The sequence below is a fragment of the Lysinibacillus sp. FSL M8-0337 genome (assembly GCF_038593855.1).
Classification (GTDB): Bacteria; Bacillota; Bacilli; order Bacillales_A; family Planococcaceae; genus Lysinibacillus; species Lysinibacillus sphaericus_D.
Window position 1 is genome coordinate 1,609,041 of record NZ_CP151996.1, and the last position, 18,384, is coordinate 1,627,424.

An 18,384-nucleotide genomic window follows, 5' to 3' on the forward strand; every position below is an offset into this window, starting at 1 on the left:
CAGAAGCTTTTAATTTTACTTTTGGGGTAAAATATCGTTCTTATTAGTTATATTTTCTTTAACAACATGTTTTGCTCCTGACCCAACAGGTTCTTCCAAAAACCATGTCCCCATACCGGAGACAGTAGGTACATCCTGGATAGTGTAAAGAACTGCATTTTCATGATCAGACGTATTGCAATGTTCGTGTGAAAGCCAAGCAGGAGATACAAAGACATCGCCTTTTTCCCACTCAATTTTCTCACCATTAATAATACTATAGCCTTCTCCTTCAAATACAATGAAGATAGCTAAATTACTGTGTTTATGTGGATTATTATGTTCACCTGGCGCCAATACTTGTACCACTGCATTTATAGTAGGAGTCACTCCGTATTTATCACCAGTATCTTTATTTACCAGCGATACTGCACCTCTGCCATCACCCATAAAATCGCTAGACAATGAATCATCTAATTGTGCCTTTATATCTGTTCCTTTCCAAATACAAGGACGAACAGTCGGCTTGGTACTTTTTTGTAAAAAATCTTTGTAACTAATAATAGCAGTTCTTTGATCGCTCATTCTAATAACCTCCTAAATTTTTTGAGAACTTTTTTAACCTTCCTGTGCTTCCATCGCCCTATCAAATCTTAAAGGCACCACCTTTCAGGACTAAGTGATTTTAAAGCAAAACAGCGTTGGAAAGGTAAACCCAATTTATTAAATACTGTTATAAACTGGGCTTGTAATTACAGTTTAGGGGACATCAAACCATAGTTCAATTCAATTATTTATATAGTAATAATAGGTTAAACCTATGATACAATATATATTGCCATAAATTGATTTATGAGGGGGACCTTAGAATGGAATTAAGACAACTTGAATATTTTCGTTCAGTATGCCAGGAACTTCACTTCACAAGAGCTGCAGAAAAGATTGGAATTTCCCAACCATCTTTAAGCCAACAAATTCGTCTATTGGAGCATGAGATTGGAGCACCTTTATTTGATCGAATTGGTAAAAAGACGGCACTTACAGAATCAGGAAGACTACTTCTGAAGTATACCCAGAATATTTTCCATGAAATAGAACAAGCACAAACTGCTATAAAGGAATTAAACGGACTCCAAAGAGGAAATATTTCTATCGGAACATTGTTAACAGTTGAAAACTACCTAATTCCACCGACATTACTTAATTTTCATCGTTTATACCCTGCTATTAAAATTTCTGTGTTTGGACTACGCACGGAAGATATAAGGATAAGCTTGTTAGAAAATAAATTGGATATAGGGATTGTTTTTTTACCTATGAAAGATAGAGAATTAGAATCGATTTCTTTGTACAAGGAGGAACTGGCTCTTGCGGTACCCAACGGGCATCCATTAGAGGAACAGGAAATGGTCCATTTGGATGTATTGCGGACAACATCTTCCGTTTTATTTCCTGAAAACTACTTTTTAAGACAACTTATCAATAAATCTTGTAATGACTTGGGATTCCTCCCTCAGCCGACTTTTGAAATAACAACGATGGAATCTTTAATTGACATGGTTGAAAAAGGAGTAGGAGTGACTATATTGCCTAAACCTTATTTAGAGTGCCTTAACAATAATAAAATAAGAGTCATTCCAATTCTAAATAATAATCTTTCACGAGAAGTAGGAATCGTTTATAGGAAAGATAAATATATGGGTGCGGCTACACGTATGTTTATTGATCAGCTAAAGGCCACCACGATTAATTTGAATTATAGAACCAATATAGATACTGATTAAAGCTCATTATATTAGTAGCTGCTCCTAACGAGTCGGTGTTGTAATGGATAAACCCATAATGAATACTTTATACAAACCTAGTTAACATAGGGCCAATTTTTTTGGAAGTTCAGAAATCAAAAACCCCTTGGTGTTCAAGGGGGCAGTAAGAAAGTAGGAGAATTGAAGAATTGCTTAAAGAAAAGAAAAAATTAAGGCTACTATAGAAGCTGGGAGAAAGGCTTAACGTGAAACTGTATTCAAAAGACGACAACAGGAAAATGAAGCGTATAGAAAAATTGGCAAGAGAAAAGGGTTAGAGACGACAAACTAATTGAATCAGTAAAAGTGGTCCAAGTAATCTAGATGGTAGTTGTGCTTTGGGCAACGCCTACGATATATGTTTACCGTTGAACATCAAACAACTCTGACAAAAATCGACTATGGCAAGGATTATTTAAGTGTATTTTTCAGCGCAGCTTTTCATTAAATTGACACGAAACGGCTCATTTGATCAAAAAGATTCGTGGGATTTTACTTAATATTTTTTTGTATAAATCTGGATAAATCAAGTGCATTCAAAAGGACCTTCAGCCTTAATAGCTGTCAGGTCCTTATATTTGTGTCATTTTATTGGTTTTTTCAATATCTTCTACTTTAATAAATTTCAAAACAACAAACAGGAGCATGAAACCCAATACACCAGCCGTAATATAGCTGGCATTGAGATAGTTTTTCATGACAAGCGACATAATAGGAGGGCCAGCTGCAACGCCTATAAAACGTGCTGAGCTGTAAAAAGAAGATACTGTTCCTCTTAATTCTTTTCTAATATTGTCCGTAATAATTGTGTCAAGTGCAGGCAATAGTGCACCGATAGCAATCCCCACTATACTCGTTATGACTAATAAAAAAATCAGGTTTTTGCTTGTAAACCCAACGAAGACAATACTAGCAGACATGGCAATCAAGGAGACGATGATTATTTTTTTAATTCTCCCCAGGTTTCCTTTAATTTTTCGACCGGATATAAATGAAGCTATACAAAGTAATAAAAGCGGGATGGCAAGGACAAAACCTTTTTTAATCCCTTTTATATCATGAACTTTTTCGAGGTTTTCTGACAAGAAAAATAGCATACTAAATAATATGAGCATCACAAGGACCCCGTTAAGGAATACGGTATACAACCATTTTCCTTCCTCCTTGAAAACTTTTTTTGTATTGCGTAAAAATTTTTTGAACTTCAATGGTTCATCATTATCTTTAGGAGCTTTAACAAAGAAAAAAATAAGTACAATCGAAATCAAACTAAGCGCTGAAATGGAAAAGAAGGGTAGGAACCATAAAAAAGCAGCAAATACTGAACCTAAAATGGGACTTAACACTTTTCCAAACGTGTTAGACGTTTCAATTATCCCTAATGTAGAGCTTATTTTTTCGTCATCATCCTGATATAGGTCACCTACAAGAGGCAATACGATTGGCATGGCACCAGCCGCTCCTATTCCCTGAATAATTCTGCCTGCAATAATCATAGCGTACGGATCATTCATTTTCCAAGACGCAAATCCAGCAATGAGACCTCCTATTAAAGCTAAAATTAAGCTCGGTAATATTACAATTTTTCTGCCGAAGCGGTCCGATAAATAGCCAGCTACTGGAATAAGAAAAATCGCTGCGACTGAATAGCTGGTTATGATCATGCTCGACTGAAATGATGTTATCCCGACCTTATCTTCCAGTATCGGGAGCACGGGAATAAGCATTGAATTTCCGAGTGTCATGATGAGTGGAATTGAAGTCAAACTTACAATACACCTGACACTTACAGTATCCTTCTCTTTGTCCATTACCACACCTCGATTAATATTCTTAAAGTTAAAGTTTCCTTTCGTGTTTATTTTATGCGCTGTTGTAAAGTTTATTGGAATAACACTTGGTAAGCTTGCTTGCCAAAGTGAATCCCAAAACCAATCATTAATAAGGCTGAGATGAAAGAGACCGTTTTCAGAAGTTTTGTGGATAATAGTTTACGAGCGACACTGGATAAAAAGGCATAAATAAAATCTATAAAGATAATACCAATTAAAATAGCGGTACTTACTAATATAATTTCATACCCTGTAGAGATATCAGCTGTTTTTGCAAGAATGGAGCCGTATATTCCCAGCCAAAAAAGGATTGTTAGTGGATTTAAAAAAGACATGAAAAAACCAGCCATGAGCGACTGTCTGAGTCTTGTTCTTTTAGCAGTTTTTGAATCCATCTCTATTTTATGTAACGACAGTAAACTTTCTATACCAGTGTACAAAAGAACAAAACAGCCGAAAGACCAAAGTATTGCTTTCAGCCAGATGGAATTGATAAATTGTCCAATTCCAAAATATACGATAAACATATAGATAATGTCGGTTGCTATGGCACCTAGACTAAAAAACCATGCATGAAAAAAGCCATTTTTTAAACCTGTATTTAATAGGAAAGTTTTAACAGGTCCAATGGTTGCGGCCATTGATATGCCTAAAAAGATATAGGTAAATATAGAATTCATAAAAAATAGCCTCCAATTATCAGATGTATTTGCATTTTATTCGAAGGCAATGACTTTTAGGACAATTTAAAAGAGCAATTCTAATAGGATTTTTGGATTTTTATTCTCTGTTTTGGTGGTGTTTAGTAACATAATTATTAAACGAAAAATAGAGAATATGTCCTTAATGCCCACGTTAACTGGATTATAAGGGATGAGGAAATGTTCAATCTTTTAAGACTATCCCATTTGCGAGAAGATGTTTTGGCTCACTTTATGGGATGTAAGTTTGTTTAAGTAAAGTATAAAAAATAAATTGTTCAGCATTTAAATGGAGCAATTTGGTTTACCCTATAATGGAAACTGTACACGATAAAGTAGATACTATAATGATGGAAGGTCTGCCACAGAACTGAAAACCCATTTTTCTTAGGAGCTGTAGTTTAGGTTGAGTCAGCAAGTTAGTTGAAGCAATTATTTGGGCAGTTCTAAAAAGCTTCTAGCACAAGAAAAAAACGCCGTACAATGGATTGTAAGTCTCACATCGTTTGCGTTTAAATAGGAGAAGACAAATTATTGATGGACGAATCAAGCAAATGATAGATGATTCTTCGATAGTGATATGGAGAAAAAGGAGTAGAAAATATAGCAGCACAGATTATCCTAATCGTCTTCCCATGTTGTGAGTATACTCCCAAAATAAAGGGTTTCCTCGTTTTTAGGTTCTTTGAAAGAAAAGAATAGTTCCACACCCTACCACCAGACGATAAAAATCCATGTTGAGTGGACCTTTTGGAATCGGTGCAGAAATGTAAAAATGTAAATAAGGAGATGAAATCAGTGTTTAAGGATTTTAAGATAACGGAAGGCAGGCCTTTGTATATTCAGCTTAAGGAATATTTAATAAGAATGATGACGAACGGGCATTTACTTGAACATCAAAAGCTTCCATCTACTCGTGAACTGAGCTCCTTATTAGCTATTAGTCGAAATACCGTTCTCACGGCTTATGCAGATTTAGAGCAAGAAGGCATGATTTATGCAGTAAAAGGAAAAGGGCATTTTGTAAGTCATGTAGAGACCTTTCAATCTCCAACTATTGAGTTAAATTGGACTGAAAAAATCAATGAGCAAACCTTTTTATCGGAAAAATTAGATCTCATAAAACATGGAGTGCGTTGGAATAAGGAAATGATTTCATTTACTAGTATCGCGCCCGATGAAAAGCTATTTGATGTAGAAAATTTTAAAAAGGCATTTTTAAATCGTATGTCCATTGAAGGAGACATTGTTCTTAACTATGGCTATGCAAAGGGCTATAAACCGCTTATCGATTACCTCCTTAACTACATGGAGCTTAAGGGAGTAGACATTCGAAACAAAGATATTTTAATTACCAATGGCTTCACAGAAGGACTGGATATTCTTCTATCCACTTTAAATAAAAAGTACGGCCGTGTTATTTGTGAAAATCCAACCCATCATGCTGCCCTCAAGCTCTTTCGATTACATGGTTATGATATTGATGGCATTGAAATGGAGGATGACGGTGTCAATATTAGAGAGTTGGAAAAATGCTTATCAAAACAGGAATATGATTTTGCCTACTTCATCCCGTCGTATCATAATCCAACTGGAATCGTAACATCCTCTGAAAAAAGAAAGAAAATCATGGACCTGTTTTCGGCCTATCAGCTTCCTATTATAGAAGATGGATTTAATGAAGAATTACGTTACTCAGGATCACATCAGGCTCCATTGGCTGCCTTTGCTGGAAACGGCAATAATGTTATTTATATCGGTAGCTTCTCTAAGATTCTTTTTCCTGGCTTGCGAGTTGGATGGATTTTAGCAGACAAAGAGTTGATTTATTATTTGGAGAGTATGAAAAGAGCCCGAACGGTGCATACGTCAACTTTAGATCAAGCCGTGCTATATCAATATTTAAATGATGGCTACTTTGAGAAGTATATAAAAAAAGCAAAAGCAGTCTATAAGAAAAAATATGAACTAGCTGTCCAGTATTGTAAGCAATATATTCCATGTAAACGAATCACCAGTGACGGTGGGCTCCACCTTTTTATAGAACTAGATCACAACATTGACTCACAAAAACTTTTAGAAAAGTGTTACCAAAAGGGAGTTGTTTTTTCGACCGGGAATGTATTTTACACAGACAGTAGTGGACAACATACGTTACGGTTAGGATTTTCTAGGTTAAATGAGAAAGAAATTATTCAGGGCATTAAAATCATAGGGGACACTGTAAAACATAATTATGGAGGTTAAAAAAATGAAAGTTGGCGTCATTATGGGAGGAGTTTCCTCCGAGAAGCAAGTTTCGGTTATGACAGGTGAAGAAATGATAGCTAATTTAGATAAAAATAAGTATACAATTGTACCAATCCATGTAGAGAAAAAAGAAGATTTAGTAGAACATGCAAGGAATCTTGACGTTGCGTTACTGGCGCTACATGGCAAGTACGGTGAGGATGGCACCGTACAAGGTACACTTGAAACTATGGGAGTTCCCTATACAGGAAGCAGTGTCCTGTCCAGTAGCTTATGTATGGATAAGAATATCTCGAAAAAAATCATGAAGTATGAAGGTGTGCAAACACCAGATTGGATTCATCTTATGAACATGGAAGAACTGAATATGGATGAATTAGATAAAATGGGGTACCCAGTAGTGGTGAAACCCAATTCAGGTGGCTCGAGTGTAGGAGTGAAAATTGTTTACGACAAAGAAACAGTAACATCTACAATTGCGGAAGTATCCAAATGGGATTCCGAAGTAATCATCGAAAAGCTTGTAACGGGTGAGGAAATCACTTGTTCCATATTGGATGGCAAGGTTTTGCCGGTAATTTCCATTCGTCATCAGAGCGAATTTTTTGACTATACCTCCAAATATAATGATGTAGCTACAATTGAAGAGGTGATTCAGCTCCCGCCCGAAACATATAAGCGTGTTGTTTCTTCAGCGATTTCTTGCTATAAATCATTGAAATGTAGCGTTTACGCGCGGGTTGATATGATAATGAATAATGGAATTCCATATGTATTGGAGGTTAATACATTACCTGGAATGACGAAAAACAGTTTGTTGCCTAAAAGTGCACAATCAGCAGGTATTCCTTATCATCAGCTACTTGACTTGATCATTGATAATTCACTTAAAGTACGGAGAAATGATGGATAGAGCAATAATAAACAGCAATTAACCTCGGCAATATTTTACATATTATTGAAATAATATACGAACAAAAAGATAAAGATAAAAGAATCGTGGTGTCCCATAATGATCGAAACAAAATCTTATTTAGCAAACGCTGTAGAACAATTAAAGCCTTCTGGTATACGCCACTTTTTTGACTTGGCTACAAAAATGGAAGGTGTTATTTCTCTTGGCGTAGGAGAACCAGACTTTGTCACTCCTATGCATGTCAGAGAAGCGGCAATTTCATCGTTAGAACAAGGCTATACTTCTTATACAGCAAATGCTGGACTACTTGAACTAAGAGAAGAAATCGCTTTATATATGAAAAAATACTTTTCGGTTACCTATGCTCCTCAATCAGAAATTATTGTGACTGTGGGTGCTAGTCAAGCAATTGATATTGCTTTAAGAGCAATACTAGATCCAGGTGACGAAGTTATTGTTGTTGAGCCCTGCTTTGTCTCATACGCACCGCTCGTAACAATGGCTGGAGGCGTACCTGTTACTGTGCAAGCATTAAAAGAAAATGAATTTAAAATTCTTCCACATCAATTAGAAGCTGCTATTACAAAAAAGACCAAAGCGATTATGATTTGTTCTCCTAATAATCCTACAGGTTCTTTGCTTAATAAAACAGAATTAGAGAAGATTGCTGAACTTTGTGAACAACATGATTTGCTTGTACTTTCCGATGAAATTTACGCAGAACTTGTTTATGATGAAGACTATACGAGCATTGCCTCTATAAAAGGAATGCACAAGCGAACGATCTTATTTAACGGTTTTTCAAAGGCATTTGCGATGACAGGATGGCGCTTAGGGTTTGTTTGTGCTCCTGAAGAAATATCCCAGGGCATGTTGAAAATTCATCAATACACCATTATGTGTGCTCCAACGATGGCACAATATGCAGCGCTAGAAGGACTTAAACATGGTAGATCCAATGTAGAGGAAATGAGAAACATTTATCGCCAACGTCGTAATTTTATCGTTAAATCTTTTAATGATATGGGGTTAAGCTGTCATTATCCGGGCGGAGCATTCTATGCATTTCCATCCATTGCGTCAACAGGACTAAGTTCTCAAGCATTCGCAGAGCAGTTGTTATTAACTGAAAAAGTTGCTGTTGTTCCAGGAGATGTTTTCGGTGAAAGCGGTGAAGGAAATATTCGTTGCTCCTACGCTGCCTCTATGGAACAACTACAAGAAGCAATGAAACGTATTCAGCGATTTGTTGATAATCTTGAAAATCACAATCCCCAGATTTAATCTTAATAAAATAAATGATGCTACACACTTCCATTGACCGCTCCTCTAACGCTTTCATTACAAGTCCGTAAAATTCAAACATCATTGCAGAGCTATTACCTAATCGTTCAGCAATGATGTTTACGTTTTGCCCATTATTTATTAGAATCATTGCAAAAGTGTGATGACATCCATTAATGGATGTAAATCTCTTTGACGGTGTTGTTGACAACAGTTATTTTTTTACATTTAGTTCCTCTGTTCCATAGCCTAACGACGTATAGCTGTTGATAACAATATCCAATAGTAAATTGAGTAACATCATAAATCATCAAATCCTAAATTCACGGGCTCTAACGGCAATTCACCATTAGCACCTACTATATTAGTAGATGGTACTGAATCGTCTACTTCTTCAAAGGTGATGCCATCAATCCATACTTCACCTGAACCAACAAGTAAAACTCCAAAATGAATAGCGGCGCTTTCTTCGGGCACATCTAACACAATGGCGTAATAATTCCAGTTTGTCATGCCATGGATAGAACGATTGTCCATATTATCAAACTGCAATAAATCACCATTTCTTGTATCAATTCGACACCAAGCCCCACATTTCATTGCATCTTTTGTTTTGATGAAGCATGACATTTTCATGCGCTTACCAATCCAATTTTTAGCGGAAAATACCTGCATCATCGTACCAAATTGTCCTTCCTTTGCAGGACGTGTAGAGCCAAGATAACCAGCTTTTGAGCCTGTGTGGAATACTTCATGGTCTGCTTTCATTGTATAAGCAGATGGGTCTGTCCCTGTTAATAACCAACCTTTTATCTCGTTTGTTGTTGTCATTTCCTGTTCCTCCTTTGGGTATAAAGAACGCATCATATGGCGATATTTACCGGGTGGCATGCTGTATAGCTCTTTAAATGCGCGTGAAAACGCTTCTTGTGATTGAAATTGACATTCGAATGAAATATCAAGGATTGTGTAATCAGTATGGAGTAATAGAAAAGCAGATACGGCAAGACGTCTTTTTCGAATATACTCGCCAATTGTTAAACCAGTTTCTTTTTTAAATTGACGCGTCAAATAGAATTTCGAGTAGCCAATTTTTTCTGCGTAATGCTCCAACTGCCACGTTGTTAATAAGTTCTCCTCTAATGTATCCACGATTTTCTGAACGATTTCACTATACATAACTGCTCACCTCAAGATTAATTATATAGGGGAAATAAGAAATGTTTTTGATAATTATTGCACTGTTGTAAGTATAAGGTTTAACAAGGGAGATTGAAATACGGCTAGGTATTGTAAATTAACCCACCTCTATTCCAAACCTTACGTCAACTGTAAGAGTAATTTTCCGATTTTTTGTAGTAAGGTATTGCTAGGAATAAAAATGGGAGGCTAGACAGATGAATGCTTCGAATAAATTACTGGAAGTGAAGGAAGTACGTAAAGTTTTTGGAGAGGGACAAAATGAAACAATGGCATTAAAAGGTGTAACATTCAATGTGTTACCAGGGGAGTTTCTTGGCATTATGGGTGCGAGTGGTTCAGGCAAGACGACGCTATTAAATGTAATTGCTACAATGTTGAAGCCGACATCAGGTCAAATATTGCTAGACGGGCAAAATATTTCGTCGTTCAAAGGATCACAACTCGCGGCATATAGAGGCGATCAAATTGGGTATTTATTTCAGCAATTTGAACTGATTGATAATTTAACGGCGAAGGAAAATATCATGCTGCCGTTAGCGATACATGGGGTTAATTTAAAGGAGCAGGAACAAGCGTTGCTGCAATTAGCGAAACGATTTGATATTGAAGAACTGTTGAATAAATTTCCATCACAATTGTCTGGCGGGCAAAAACAACGGGTTGCAGCGGCGAGAGCGCTTATTTCAAATCCTAGCATTGTGTTAGCGGATGAGCCGACTGGTGCGTTAGATACGAAAAACGCCAAGATTTTAATGGAGAAGCTGTCTGAACATAACCAAAAACTGGAATCTACTATTTTAATGGTGACCCATGATGCGAATGCAGCTAGCTATTGTTCAAGAATTTTGTTTATTCAGGACGGTGTCATTTTCCATGAACTGCGTAGAAATATACCGGGCGAATCACAGGAGGCATTTTATGAGCGAATCGTTATGGTGATGGCGCAACTTGCTGGAGGTAGTAGTAATGTTCTTTGACTTTGTGAAACAAAATAGTCACAAAACACGGAAGGAAAACGGTGTGTATTTTGCATCGCTCATCATATCAATTGTGGCGTTTTATGTAATCTTGTCGTTAGGTGAGCAAGATGTGATGCTATATTTGAAGACGATTGAAAGTGATGCGGTAGAGCGATTGTTGTTATTAATTCCAGTGCTTTATGCAGTTTCATTAGTGTTCGTGTTCTTCCTCGTGTATTTTGCGAATCACTACCAGCTACAGCAACGCAGTCATGAGTTGGGCTTGTATTTAATGATGGGAATGAAGCAAAGTAAGCTGTTTCTCATGATTATGGGCGAAACAATTTGGAATGGTATTGTGGCCCTGTGTATTGGCCTGCCAATTTCATTGTTTTTAACCGAGCTTATTAATTTAACGACATCACGTTTAGTTGGCATGGGGATTATAGGCCATACATTCCGTATTTCATGGACAGGCATTAGCTTGACGATTTGTGGCTTCTTCCTTGTGCAACTGCTAGCCATGCTTATTTTAAGCTTTACGATGAGTCGCAAAGAGCCGATAGAATTACTTCATGAGGAAAAGGAAAAATCGCAAAGTACAATGACACCTAAATGGGGCGCCGTGAGCTTACTGTCTGGAGCGGCTTTATTACTCGGAACAATTTTGTTAAGCATCGCTTACAGCATGGCGATTTTATATTTACGAAATTTTGATTATCGCGTATTTGCGCTGATTTTGTTTGTTGGTGTGTGTGGGACATTTATTTTATTCCGTGGCTTAGGGAGTGTGATTGGTGTTTATGTGAAGCGAAAAGGCCGTTCTTCAACAGGTTTGTCAATGTTTACGGCGAGACAGCTACAGGAAAATGTATTGTATCAATGGCGTTCACTAGCAATATCAACATTACTAATTTTAATGGCGATGGTTTGCTTCGCGTTTGGTACATCGACAGCGTTAACGAATAGCGCTGTAGCTAATCGAACGGTTGATTATACGTTTAATGGTAATAATGAAGATGACATTAAGCCTTTGATTAAATCCGATGAGCTAGCACCTTATGTTGATAGTTATTATAGGATGGCGTTACATAATTTCTACCCACCTGATGAGACTGTATTAAATTATCATTTTGCATGGACCGGCTTAATAGAAACAGTATCGAGTCAAGACGATTCAGAGCCAAAAGAGATTTTATTAAACAACTTATCGATGCAGGATACGCCATATTTTATTGCATTATCGAGCTATAATGCGATGCTTGAGGCAGCTGAAAAGAAGCCGATTCAGTTAGCTAGTAATGAGGTGGCTATGTATACAAGTGACGATACAGGTGCTAGTTATGATATATTAAAAGATATATTAAAAAAGAGTCCGACTGTTGAAATAGCTGAAAATGAATACACATTATTGCCGAAGCTTTATTCGAATCAGATTGTGGCGGATAGAGCCATTACGTTAATGTATTCATTAATTGTGCCGGATGCATTATTCGAGCAATATTTTGACGCTGATGATACTTGGCTTTGGAATATGACGTTAAAAGACGAGTTCATTGAAGAAAAAGGGCTTATGCAGGCGATGCTTGAAGTCGATCAAGTGCTTAATTCAACAGGCTTGCAATATGAGAGCTATCTTGCGAGCATGGGCAGACAGCTATTTTATACGGTAGCAGGGAGTTATACAACGTTTTATTTAGGTGTGATGTTTTTAATTATCGCCAATACGGTGCTAGGCTTAAACTTTTTAATGCAGCAAAGAAGCACGCGTAATCGCTATCAAACGTTAGCGATGCTCGGTGCAAATGTGGAAACAATTTGTACATCAGCACGTAAGCAAATTTGGCTATACTTCTTCTTAGCTATTTCGGTTGCATTTGTTAGTGGAATTTTTGGCATTTGGTCTTTATTAACGGCTATGCCGGCAACTGTTTTCAGTCTTAAAAATGGTATTGTTATTGGTTTAGTGGTGCTATTATTTATTGTAATGGAAGTTGGCTATATTCGGATGATTCAACGAAAAAGTGATGTAGAAATTCGAAAGTTAAAAGAAATTGACTAGAGGTGAGGGCATGGTGAATATTGTCATTGTAGAGGATGACATTTTCCTACGCGAAGAATTACAAAATATTTTACAAAAGGAGGGGTACTCTGTAGTGAGTATCTCTTCTTTTGATACACCTGTTGAAGAAATAATCGCTGCTAAGCCCGGATTAGTCTTGTTAGATTTAAATTTACCTAACTTATCGGGTTTTCAAATTTGTCGTACTTTAAAAATGAAAGGAATTGGTCCTATTCTAATTTTAACTGCTCGTAATCAGATGCGAGATGAGTTGCATGCATTAGAGTTAGGAGCCGATGACTTTTTAACAAAGCCCTGTCATCCGAAAAGACTTATTGCAAGAGTACAAAAGCTACAACAGCTATATGCCAAAATGCCGATGTTTTTAAATTGGGGAAATTTTCAACTAGATTTGAAGAGAAATGAATTATATATTGCTCACAATTCACTTTCATTATCTGAAAATGAAGGCGCCATTATGAAGCTTTTAATACAACATGCACCGGCAGTTGTGGAAAAGGAGCAGCTTTTCCATGAATTGTGGGGAAGTAGTGAATTTGTGGACGAAAATATATTACAAGTAAACATGACTAGACTTCGTAAAACATTAGATAAAGTAGGGATGTCACATCATATTAAAACGGTCAGAGGCAGTGGCTATCAATTAATAGGGAGTGAATCCCCATGAGGCCATTAGATTTCATTGATATTTTACAGCAATCGCGTCAGTGGATGTTACTTCTATGTGTAAATAGCGGTTTTTTTATTTTTTTAGCGTGGGTCGCGTATCCAGAGACATTTAAACTATTAGTTTTGACGATGCTCATGTTTACTTTTGTAACCATTTTGATCGGTGTGCTTTTTACATGGAAAAAACAACGAAAGCTAAGAGACACGTTCTATCAATTTTTAAGAGAGCCCTCCGCTGAGCATGAGGCTAAGTTGCTACAAGTTTTAGGGGACGCACATACGGAACCACTGCATGATTTGGCAAATCAATTACGTCATCTATATGATGAATTGCAAGAGGCAAAGTACCAGTCATTAGAATATGAAACCTTTATCGAAAGCTGGGTGCATGAAATTAAAACACCACTTTCGTTACTTCAGTTTGTAATACAAAATAGGAAAGGCGAAATGTCCCCGTTGGTTTATCAACGGCTAAATTATGCAAACATCACGATTCATAATCACGTAGAAAGCATATTATTTTATGCAAAGCTACAAGCTGTACATGTTGACTATAGCTTGAAAAAGGTCTCTATTGAGGAATGCTTTGAAGATGTATTAATAGAGCTACAATCGTTATTGGAAGAGCAGCATGTAAGTGTCTATACGGAGATAAAGGATGTACCCATTGTATCTGATGAAAGAGCGCTACATTTTATTTTGATACAGCTACTTGTAAATGCAATTAAATATCGAAACGTAGATAGTGAGAGTTTGATTTGGCTAGAAACAGGCATTGAACATGCTAAAGACAGCTATTACGTTAAAGTAGCTGATAATGGAGTAGGCGTCTTGCAATCAGATTTGCCATTTATATTTGATAAAGGATTTACAGGAGATACGAGCAAGCAAAAGCAATCTACAGGGATGGGATTGTTTTTAGTGAAAAAATTATGTGACGATTTGCAAGTTGAAATTGAGGTTGAGTCAAAATATAAGCGTGGTTTTACCATTCAATTGCTGTTTCCAAAGGTTTAAATTGTGCCTCTGAAAAGGTAATAATAACATATCTTAAAAAAATATTATTCAACACTATGGCCGAATTGCGGAACAAGAACAATTTTGTATAGCAACCTCTGTTCCAAGCTTTGTTGTATTATGAACAACACGAAACAGCTTTATTGATATCTTTTTCACTTACATACACGGAACCTTCAGTATCTATTATATATTCTATATCATTTTCTTTTAATTGTTCTAATAACGATTTTCGTAACGCGTCTGATAAATTTTCTTTTTTAGCAAAAGAAACGTATGTCCCCTTAGAACGATTCTCATTACTACATCCACTCAATATACTCAAACATAAGACGATAGATAGCAAACACTTGCATTTCAATTTCACGAATTTACCCCCTAAAGTGGAAAATCAGTATATACCTTTAAGTAATAAAAGTAGAAGGTGAACCTTACTAATAAAGTTCATTTCACAAAAAACCTAGGATAGTCACTGTGATCTGACTTTTTTTATGATTTTAGAGAACAAGCTTCTAGGCTAAACAGTAAGCTTACTTCAACAGCACCCCTATATAAAGAGCTATCTCGTGATCTCTACCTAACTAAATACTTAAAATTAGTAGTTGTAATTTTTATTTTACCTCAACCTCGAAAACAAAAGTCTTTTTTTCATTTTAACACCCCTTTTTATATAGATTCCATTTAGAATGTTCCAAATTGTAATTTACAAAAATACTAATGTATGTATATATAAAGTAAAAAGAAGAATATAGGGAGTTGAGAAATAGCGTTGTTGCCTGTGAGCTGACTGACGAATAAGACAGTAATCCAATCCTATTAGTCATTTTGCGAAGCTGTTTAAGGAGAAAAAGGGAGGTATTATCAATGAACGTAATAGAAATTAAAAATCTAACGAAGACTTACGGCAAAGCAAGGGGCATATCTGATGTTAGTTTTAACGTTGAACAGGGTGAAATTTTTGGGTTTATTGGGCCTAATGGTGCTGGGAAGTCGACAACAATTCGCACATTATTATCACTCATTTACCCAACGAGCGGCAGTGCCACGATTTTTGGGAAGGACTGCATTCAATTTGCTCCCGAAATAAAAAAGGAAATCGGTTATTTACCATCTGAAATCTTTTACTATGACAATATGAAAGTAAAGGACCTATTAAAATACTCAGCTAGCTTTTATAAAAAAGATTGCAGCAAGAGAATTAAAGAGTTAGCAAAAATGATGGACTTGGATCTGAATAAAAAAATTGATGACTTATCTTTGGGAAATAAGAAGAAGGTCGGGATTGTTCAAGGGCTGCTCCATGAGCCAAAACTCATTATTTTGGATGAACCGACAAGCGGGCTAGACCCATTAATGCAACAAAAATTCTTTGAACTATTAGAGGAAGAGAATAAAAAAGGTGCTACGATCTTATTTTCGTCGCACATCCTTAGTGAGGTCCAAAGATTATGTAATCGTGTTGCCATCATTAAAGAAGGTAAAATCGTAACCGTAGAAAAGATTAGTACGTTACAAGAGAATAACTATAAAAAATTTAAAATTGAGACGAATTCACCCCTAGACAAAGATTACTTCCAAATCGAGGGGGTCAATAAATTAAATGTTCACAATAACGTAACTAGTTTTTTATTCAAAGGTAATATTAATACGGTGATGAAAAAAATCGCTGAAATTGAAATTGCAAATTTGTGGATTGAAGAACCAGACCTTGAGGAGATCTTTATACATTATTACGAGAAGGAGGTCTAAAAACTATGAATATCTTTATGCATGAATTGAAGGTTTATCGAAAGTCTACCATCATATGGTCGCTATCGTTAATAGCCATCATTATTATTTTTATGTCAATGTATTCTTCATTTGCTGAAGATGCAAAGGGCTTTATGAAAATAGTAGAAAACTATCCAGAGGCAATCAGAAATGCAATCGGGTTTAATCAAGAAAATTTCTTTACTATTTTAGGATTCTATAGCTTCCCATTATCGTTTATTACTCTGTGCGCAGCAATCCAGGCGATGAATCTCGGCACTTCTATTGTCAGTAAGGAAGTCCGTGATAAAACAGCGGACTTTTTACTAACAAAGCCTGTTACCCGTACAAAAATCTTGACAGCTAAATTATTCGCAGCGCTAGTTTCGATTGTCATCACGAATATCTTTTATTTCGCTGCAGCTAGCTTTGTGGCATTACAAGTCAAGACAGATGATTTTAGCTTAAAAATTTTCTTTCTGCTTTCACTTACAATATTCTTTATTCAGCTGATATTTCTATCCTTAGGAATAATCATTTCCGTTATTGTCCAAAAGATTAAATCCATGCTGACCGTCTCGCTAGCTACCGTCTTTGCTTTCTACTTTGTCGGAATGTTCAGTGATACGACTGGTGATGAAGTGAAACGTTATTTTTCGCCGTTTAAATACTTCGACACCGCCTATATCATGAAACACTCCAGCTATGAAACAACATTTTTAATTGCTGGTGCAGTTATTATTATTCTTGCAATTGCAGCTAGTTATGTTGTCTATAGTAAGAAGGATATCCATGCGGTTTAAGAATGTTAGCTTTGCTTGTAGGAAGCGAAATGGAGGGGTTCGGTAATGAATATATTTTTAAAAGAATTGAAGTCTCATCGAAAATCACTCATATTTTGGAGCATCGGTGTTTTCCTTATGGTGGCATCAGGAATGACTAAATATGAAGCGTATTCGTCATCGGGCCAATCGATAAATAAATTGATGGCAGATATGCCAAAATCGTTACGGGCTGTATTTGGTTTCAATGATTTGGATTTAACGAAAGCTAGCGGCTACTATGGTATGCTTTTTCTCTATTTAGTATTAATGGCAACCATTCATGCAGTCATGCTCGGAGCGACCATTATTGCCAAAGAAGAGCGGGATAAAACATCTGAGTTTTTATTCGTTAAACCAGTATCTAGAAGTAAAGTAATTACAGCAAAGCTATTAGCTGCTTTTATAAATATTGTAATATTCAATCTCGCAACATTCGTTTCGTCCATTATTCTTTTAGGGAAATACAGCGATGGTGAAGCGGTTAATGGTGAAATTGCAATCTTAATGGTAGCAATGTTCATTTTGCAGGTTTTGTTTATGGTTATTGGCAGTGCAATTGCTGCTGTAAAGAAGAAACCAAAAACGGCTGTATCAGTAGCTACTGGAATCCTCTTACTTATGTATATGTTATCAATCATTATTGATTTAAATGAGAATATAAACGGCATAAAATATTTTACACCATTTAAATATTTTGAAGCGAAAAATGTAATGTATGGCGGTGGTTTAGACGTAAGCTTTGTCGTAATTTCCCTAATATTGATTCTATCATTTTTGGTCGTAACCTATGTTTATTATAAAAAAAGAGATTTGAATGTTTAGTAAAAAGACCGTTGCAAAACTAAACCTATACTATCTATGCCTTAGTTCAATAAGACTTATTTAATTCATACGTTAGTTAGAAAAATTAACGCCATTTTGATTCAGCCATTTTCAAAATGGCGTTTTTGCATTCGCCCCATAAAGGATGAAGGAATTTAGTAAACCAATCTTTATTGTAAAGCTGCAATTAATGGATACTTGTAGGCAATTTAAACTTGAAGCACGCCGTATAAGTGCCATAACCTCATAAATCTCTGTAGAATTTAAGTTACAAGTTAGTTGAATTAGAAA

General features: G+C 36.1%; 15 protein-coding genes. 11 read left to right on the top strand and 4 right to left on the bottom strand.

Features of this window, described 5'->3' with window-relative positions; all coding sequences use genetic code 11:
• Positions 1-15: 15 nt before the first annotated feature.
• A complete protein-coding gene (locus MKY08_RS07445) occupies positions 16-564 on the bottom strand; it encodes a cupin domain-containing protein (RefSeq protein ID WP_069511697.1) in 549 nt (182 codons plus the stop codon).
• Positions 565-848: 284 nt separating this feature from the next.
• On the opposite strand from MKY08_RS07445, the gene MKY08_RS07450 reads away from it, so the two are divergent.
• Entirely contained in the window at positions 849-1,763 is a 915-nt protein-coding gene (locus MKY08_RS07450; protein WP_069511695.1) for a LysR substrate-binding domain-containing protein, read from the top strand.
• A 593-nt stretch (positions 1,764-2,356) separates the two neighbouring features.
• On the opposite strand, the gene MKY08_RS07455 is transcribed toward MKY08_RS07450, so the two are convergent.
• Both MKY08_RS07455 and MKY08_RS07460 read right to left on the bottom strand, forming a co-directional pair.
• Positions 2,357-3,595, bottom strand: a complete 1,239-nt coding sequence (locus tag MKY08_RS07455; RefSeq protein WP_069511693.1) for an MFS transporter — start codon at positions 3,593-3,595, stop codon at positions 2,357-2,359.
• A 71-nt stretch (positions 3,596-3,666) separates the two neighbouring features.
• Entirely contained in the window at positions 3,667-4,296 is a 630-nt protein-coding gene (locus MKY08_RS07460; protein ID WP_069511691.1) for a LysE family transporter, read from the bottom strand.
• Positions 4,297-5,115: 819 nt separating this feature from the next.
• Between MKY08_RS07460 and MKY08_RS07465 the strand changes: the two genes are divergently transcribed.
• The 3 genes from MKY08_RS07465 (at position 5,116) to MKY08_RS07475 (ending at position 8,767) form a co-directional block, all read left to right on the top strand.
• Positions 5,116-6,564, top strand: coding sequence for a PLP-dependent aminotransferase family protein (locus tag MKY08_RS07465; RefSeq protein WP_069511689.1), 1,449 nt, complete (start codon positions 5,116-5,118; stop codon positions 6,562-6,564).
• Positions 6,565-6,568: 4 nt separating this feature from the next.
• Positions 6,569-7,480 (top strand): D-alanine--D-alanine ligase, encoded by a 912-nt coding sequence (locus tag MKY08_RS07470; protein WP_069511687.1) that lies wholly within the window; start codon positions 6,569-6,571, stop codon positions 7,478-7,480.
• Between the two features lie 99 nt (positions 7,481-7,579).
• A complete protein-coding gene (locus MKY08_RS07475) occupies positions 7,580-8,767 on the top strand; it encodes an aminotransferase (protein WP_069511685.1) in 1,188 nt (395 codons plus the stop codon).
• A 300-nt stretch (positions 8,768-9,067) separates the two neighbouring features.
• Here the strand turns inward: MKY08_RS07475 and MKY08_RS07480 are convergent, their stop codons facing one another.
• Complete coding sequence (locus MKY08_RS07480; RefSeq protein ID WP_069511683.1) at positions 9,068-9,946, bottom strand: AraC family transcriptional regulator; 879 nt, start codon at positions 9,944-9,946, stop codon at positions 9,068-9,070.
• A 218-nt stretch (positions 9,947-10,164) separates the two neighbouring features.
• Between MKY08_RS07480 and MKY08_RS07485 the strand changes: the two genes are divergently transcribed.
• From MKY08_RS07485 to MKY08_RS07515, 7 genes are all read left to right on the top strand, one after another.
• Complete coding sequence (locus tag MKY08_RS07485; protein WP_069511681.1) at positions 10,165-10,947, top strand: ABC transporter ATP-binding protein; 783 nt, start codon at positions 10,165-10,167, stop codon at positions 10,945-10,947.
• Positions 10,937-12,991, top strand: a complete 2,055-nt coding sequence (locus MKY08_RS07490; protein WP_069511679.1) for an ABC transporter permease — start codon at positions 10,937-10,939, stop codon at positions 12,989-12,991. Before MKY08_RS07485 ends, MKY08_RS07490 begins: the two co-directional genes overlap by 11 nt.
• A gap of 10 nt (positions 12,992-13,001) precedes the next feature.
• Positions 13,002-13,679 (top strand): response regulator transcription factor, encoded by a 678-nt coding sequence (locus MKY08_RS07495; protein WP_069511677.1) that lies wholly within the window; start codon positions 13,002-13,004, stop codon positions 13,677-13,679.
• Positions 13,676-14,698 (top strand): HAMP domain-containing sensor histidine kinase, encoded by a 1,023-nt coding sequence (locus MKY08_RS07500; RefSeq protein WP_069511675.1) that lies wholly within the window; start codon positions 13,676-13,678, stop codon positions 14,696-14,698. Before MKY08_RS07495 ends, MKY08_RS07500 begins: the two co-directional genes overlap by 4 nt.
• Before the next feature lie 864 nt (positions 14,699-15,562).
• On the top strand, positions 15,563-16,447 hold the full coding sequence (locus tag MKY08_RS07505) for an ABC transporter ATP-binding protein (RefSeq protein WP_069511671.1): 885 nt from the start codon (positions 15,563-15,565) through the stop codon (positions 16,445-16,447).
• Between the two features lie 5 nt (positions 16,448-16,452).
• Entirely contained in the window at positions 16,453-17,250 is a 798-nt protein-coding gene (locus tag MKY08_RS07510) for an ABC transporter permease subunit (protein ID WP_069511669.1), read from the top strand.
• A gap of 45 nt (positions 17,251-17,295) precedes the next feature.
• Positions 17,296-18,093 carry an ABC transporter permease subunit gene (locus MKY08_RS07515; protein ID WP_069511667.1) on the top strand — a complete coding sequence of 266 codons (798 nt, stop codon included), beginning with the start codon at positions 17,296-17,298 and terminating at the stop codon, positions 18,091-18,093.
• Positions 18,094-18,384 lie beyond the last annotated feature (291 nt).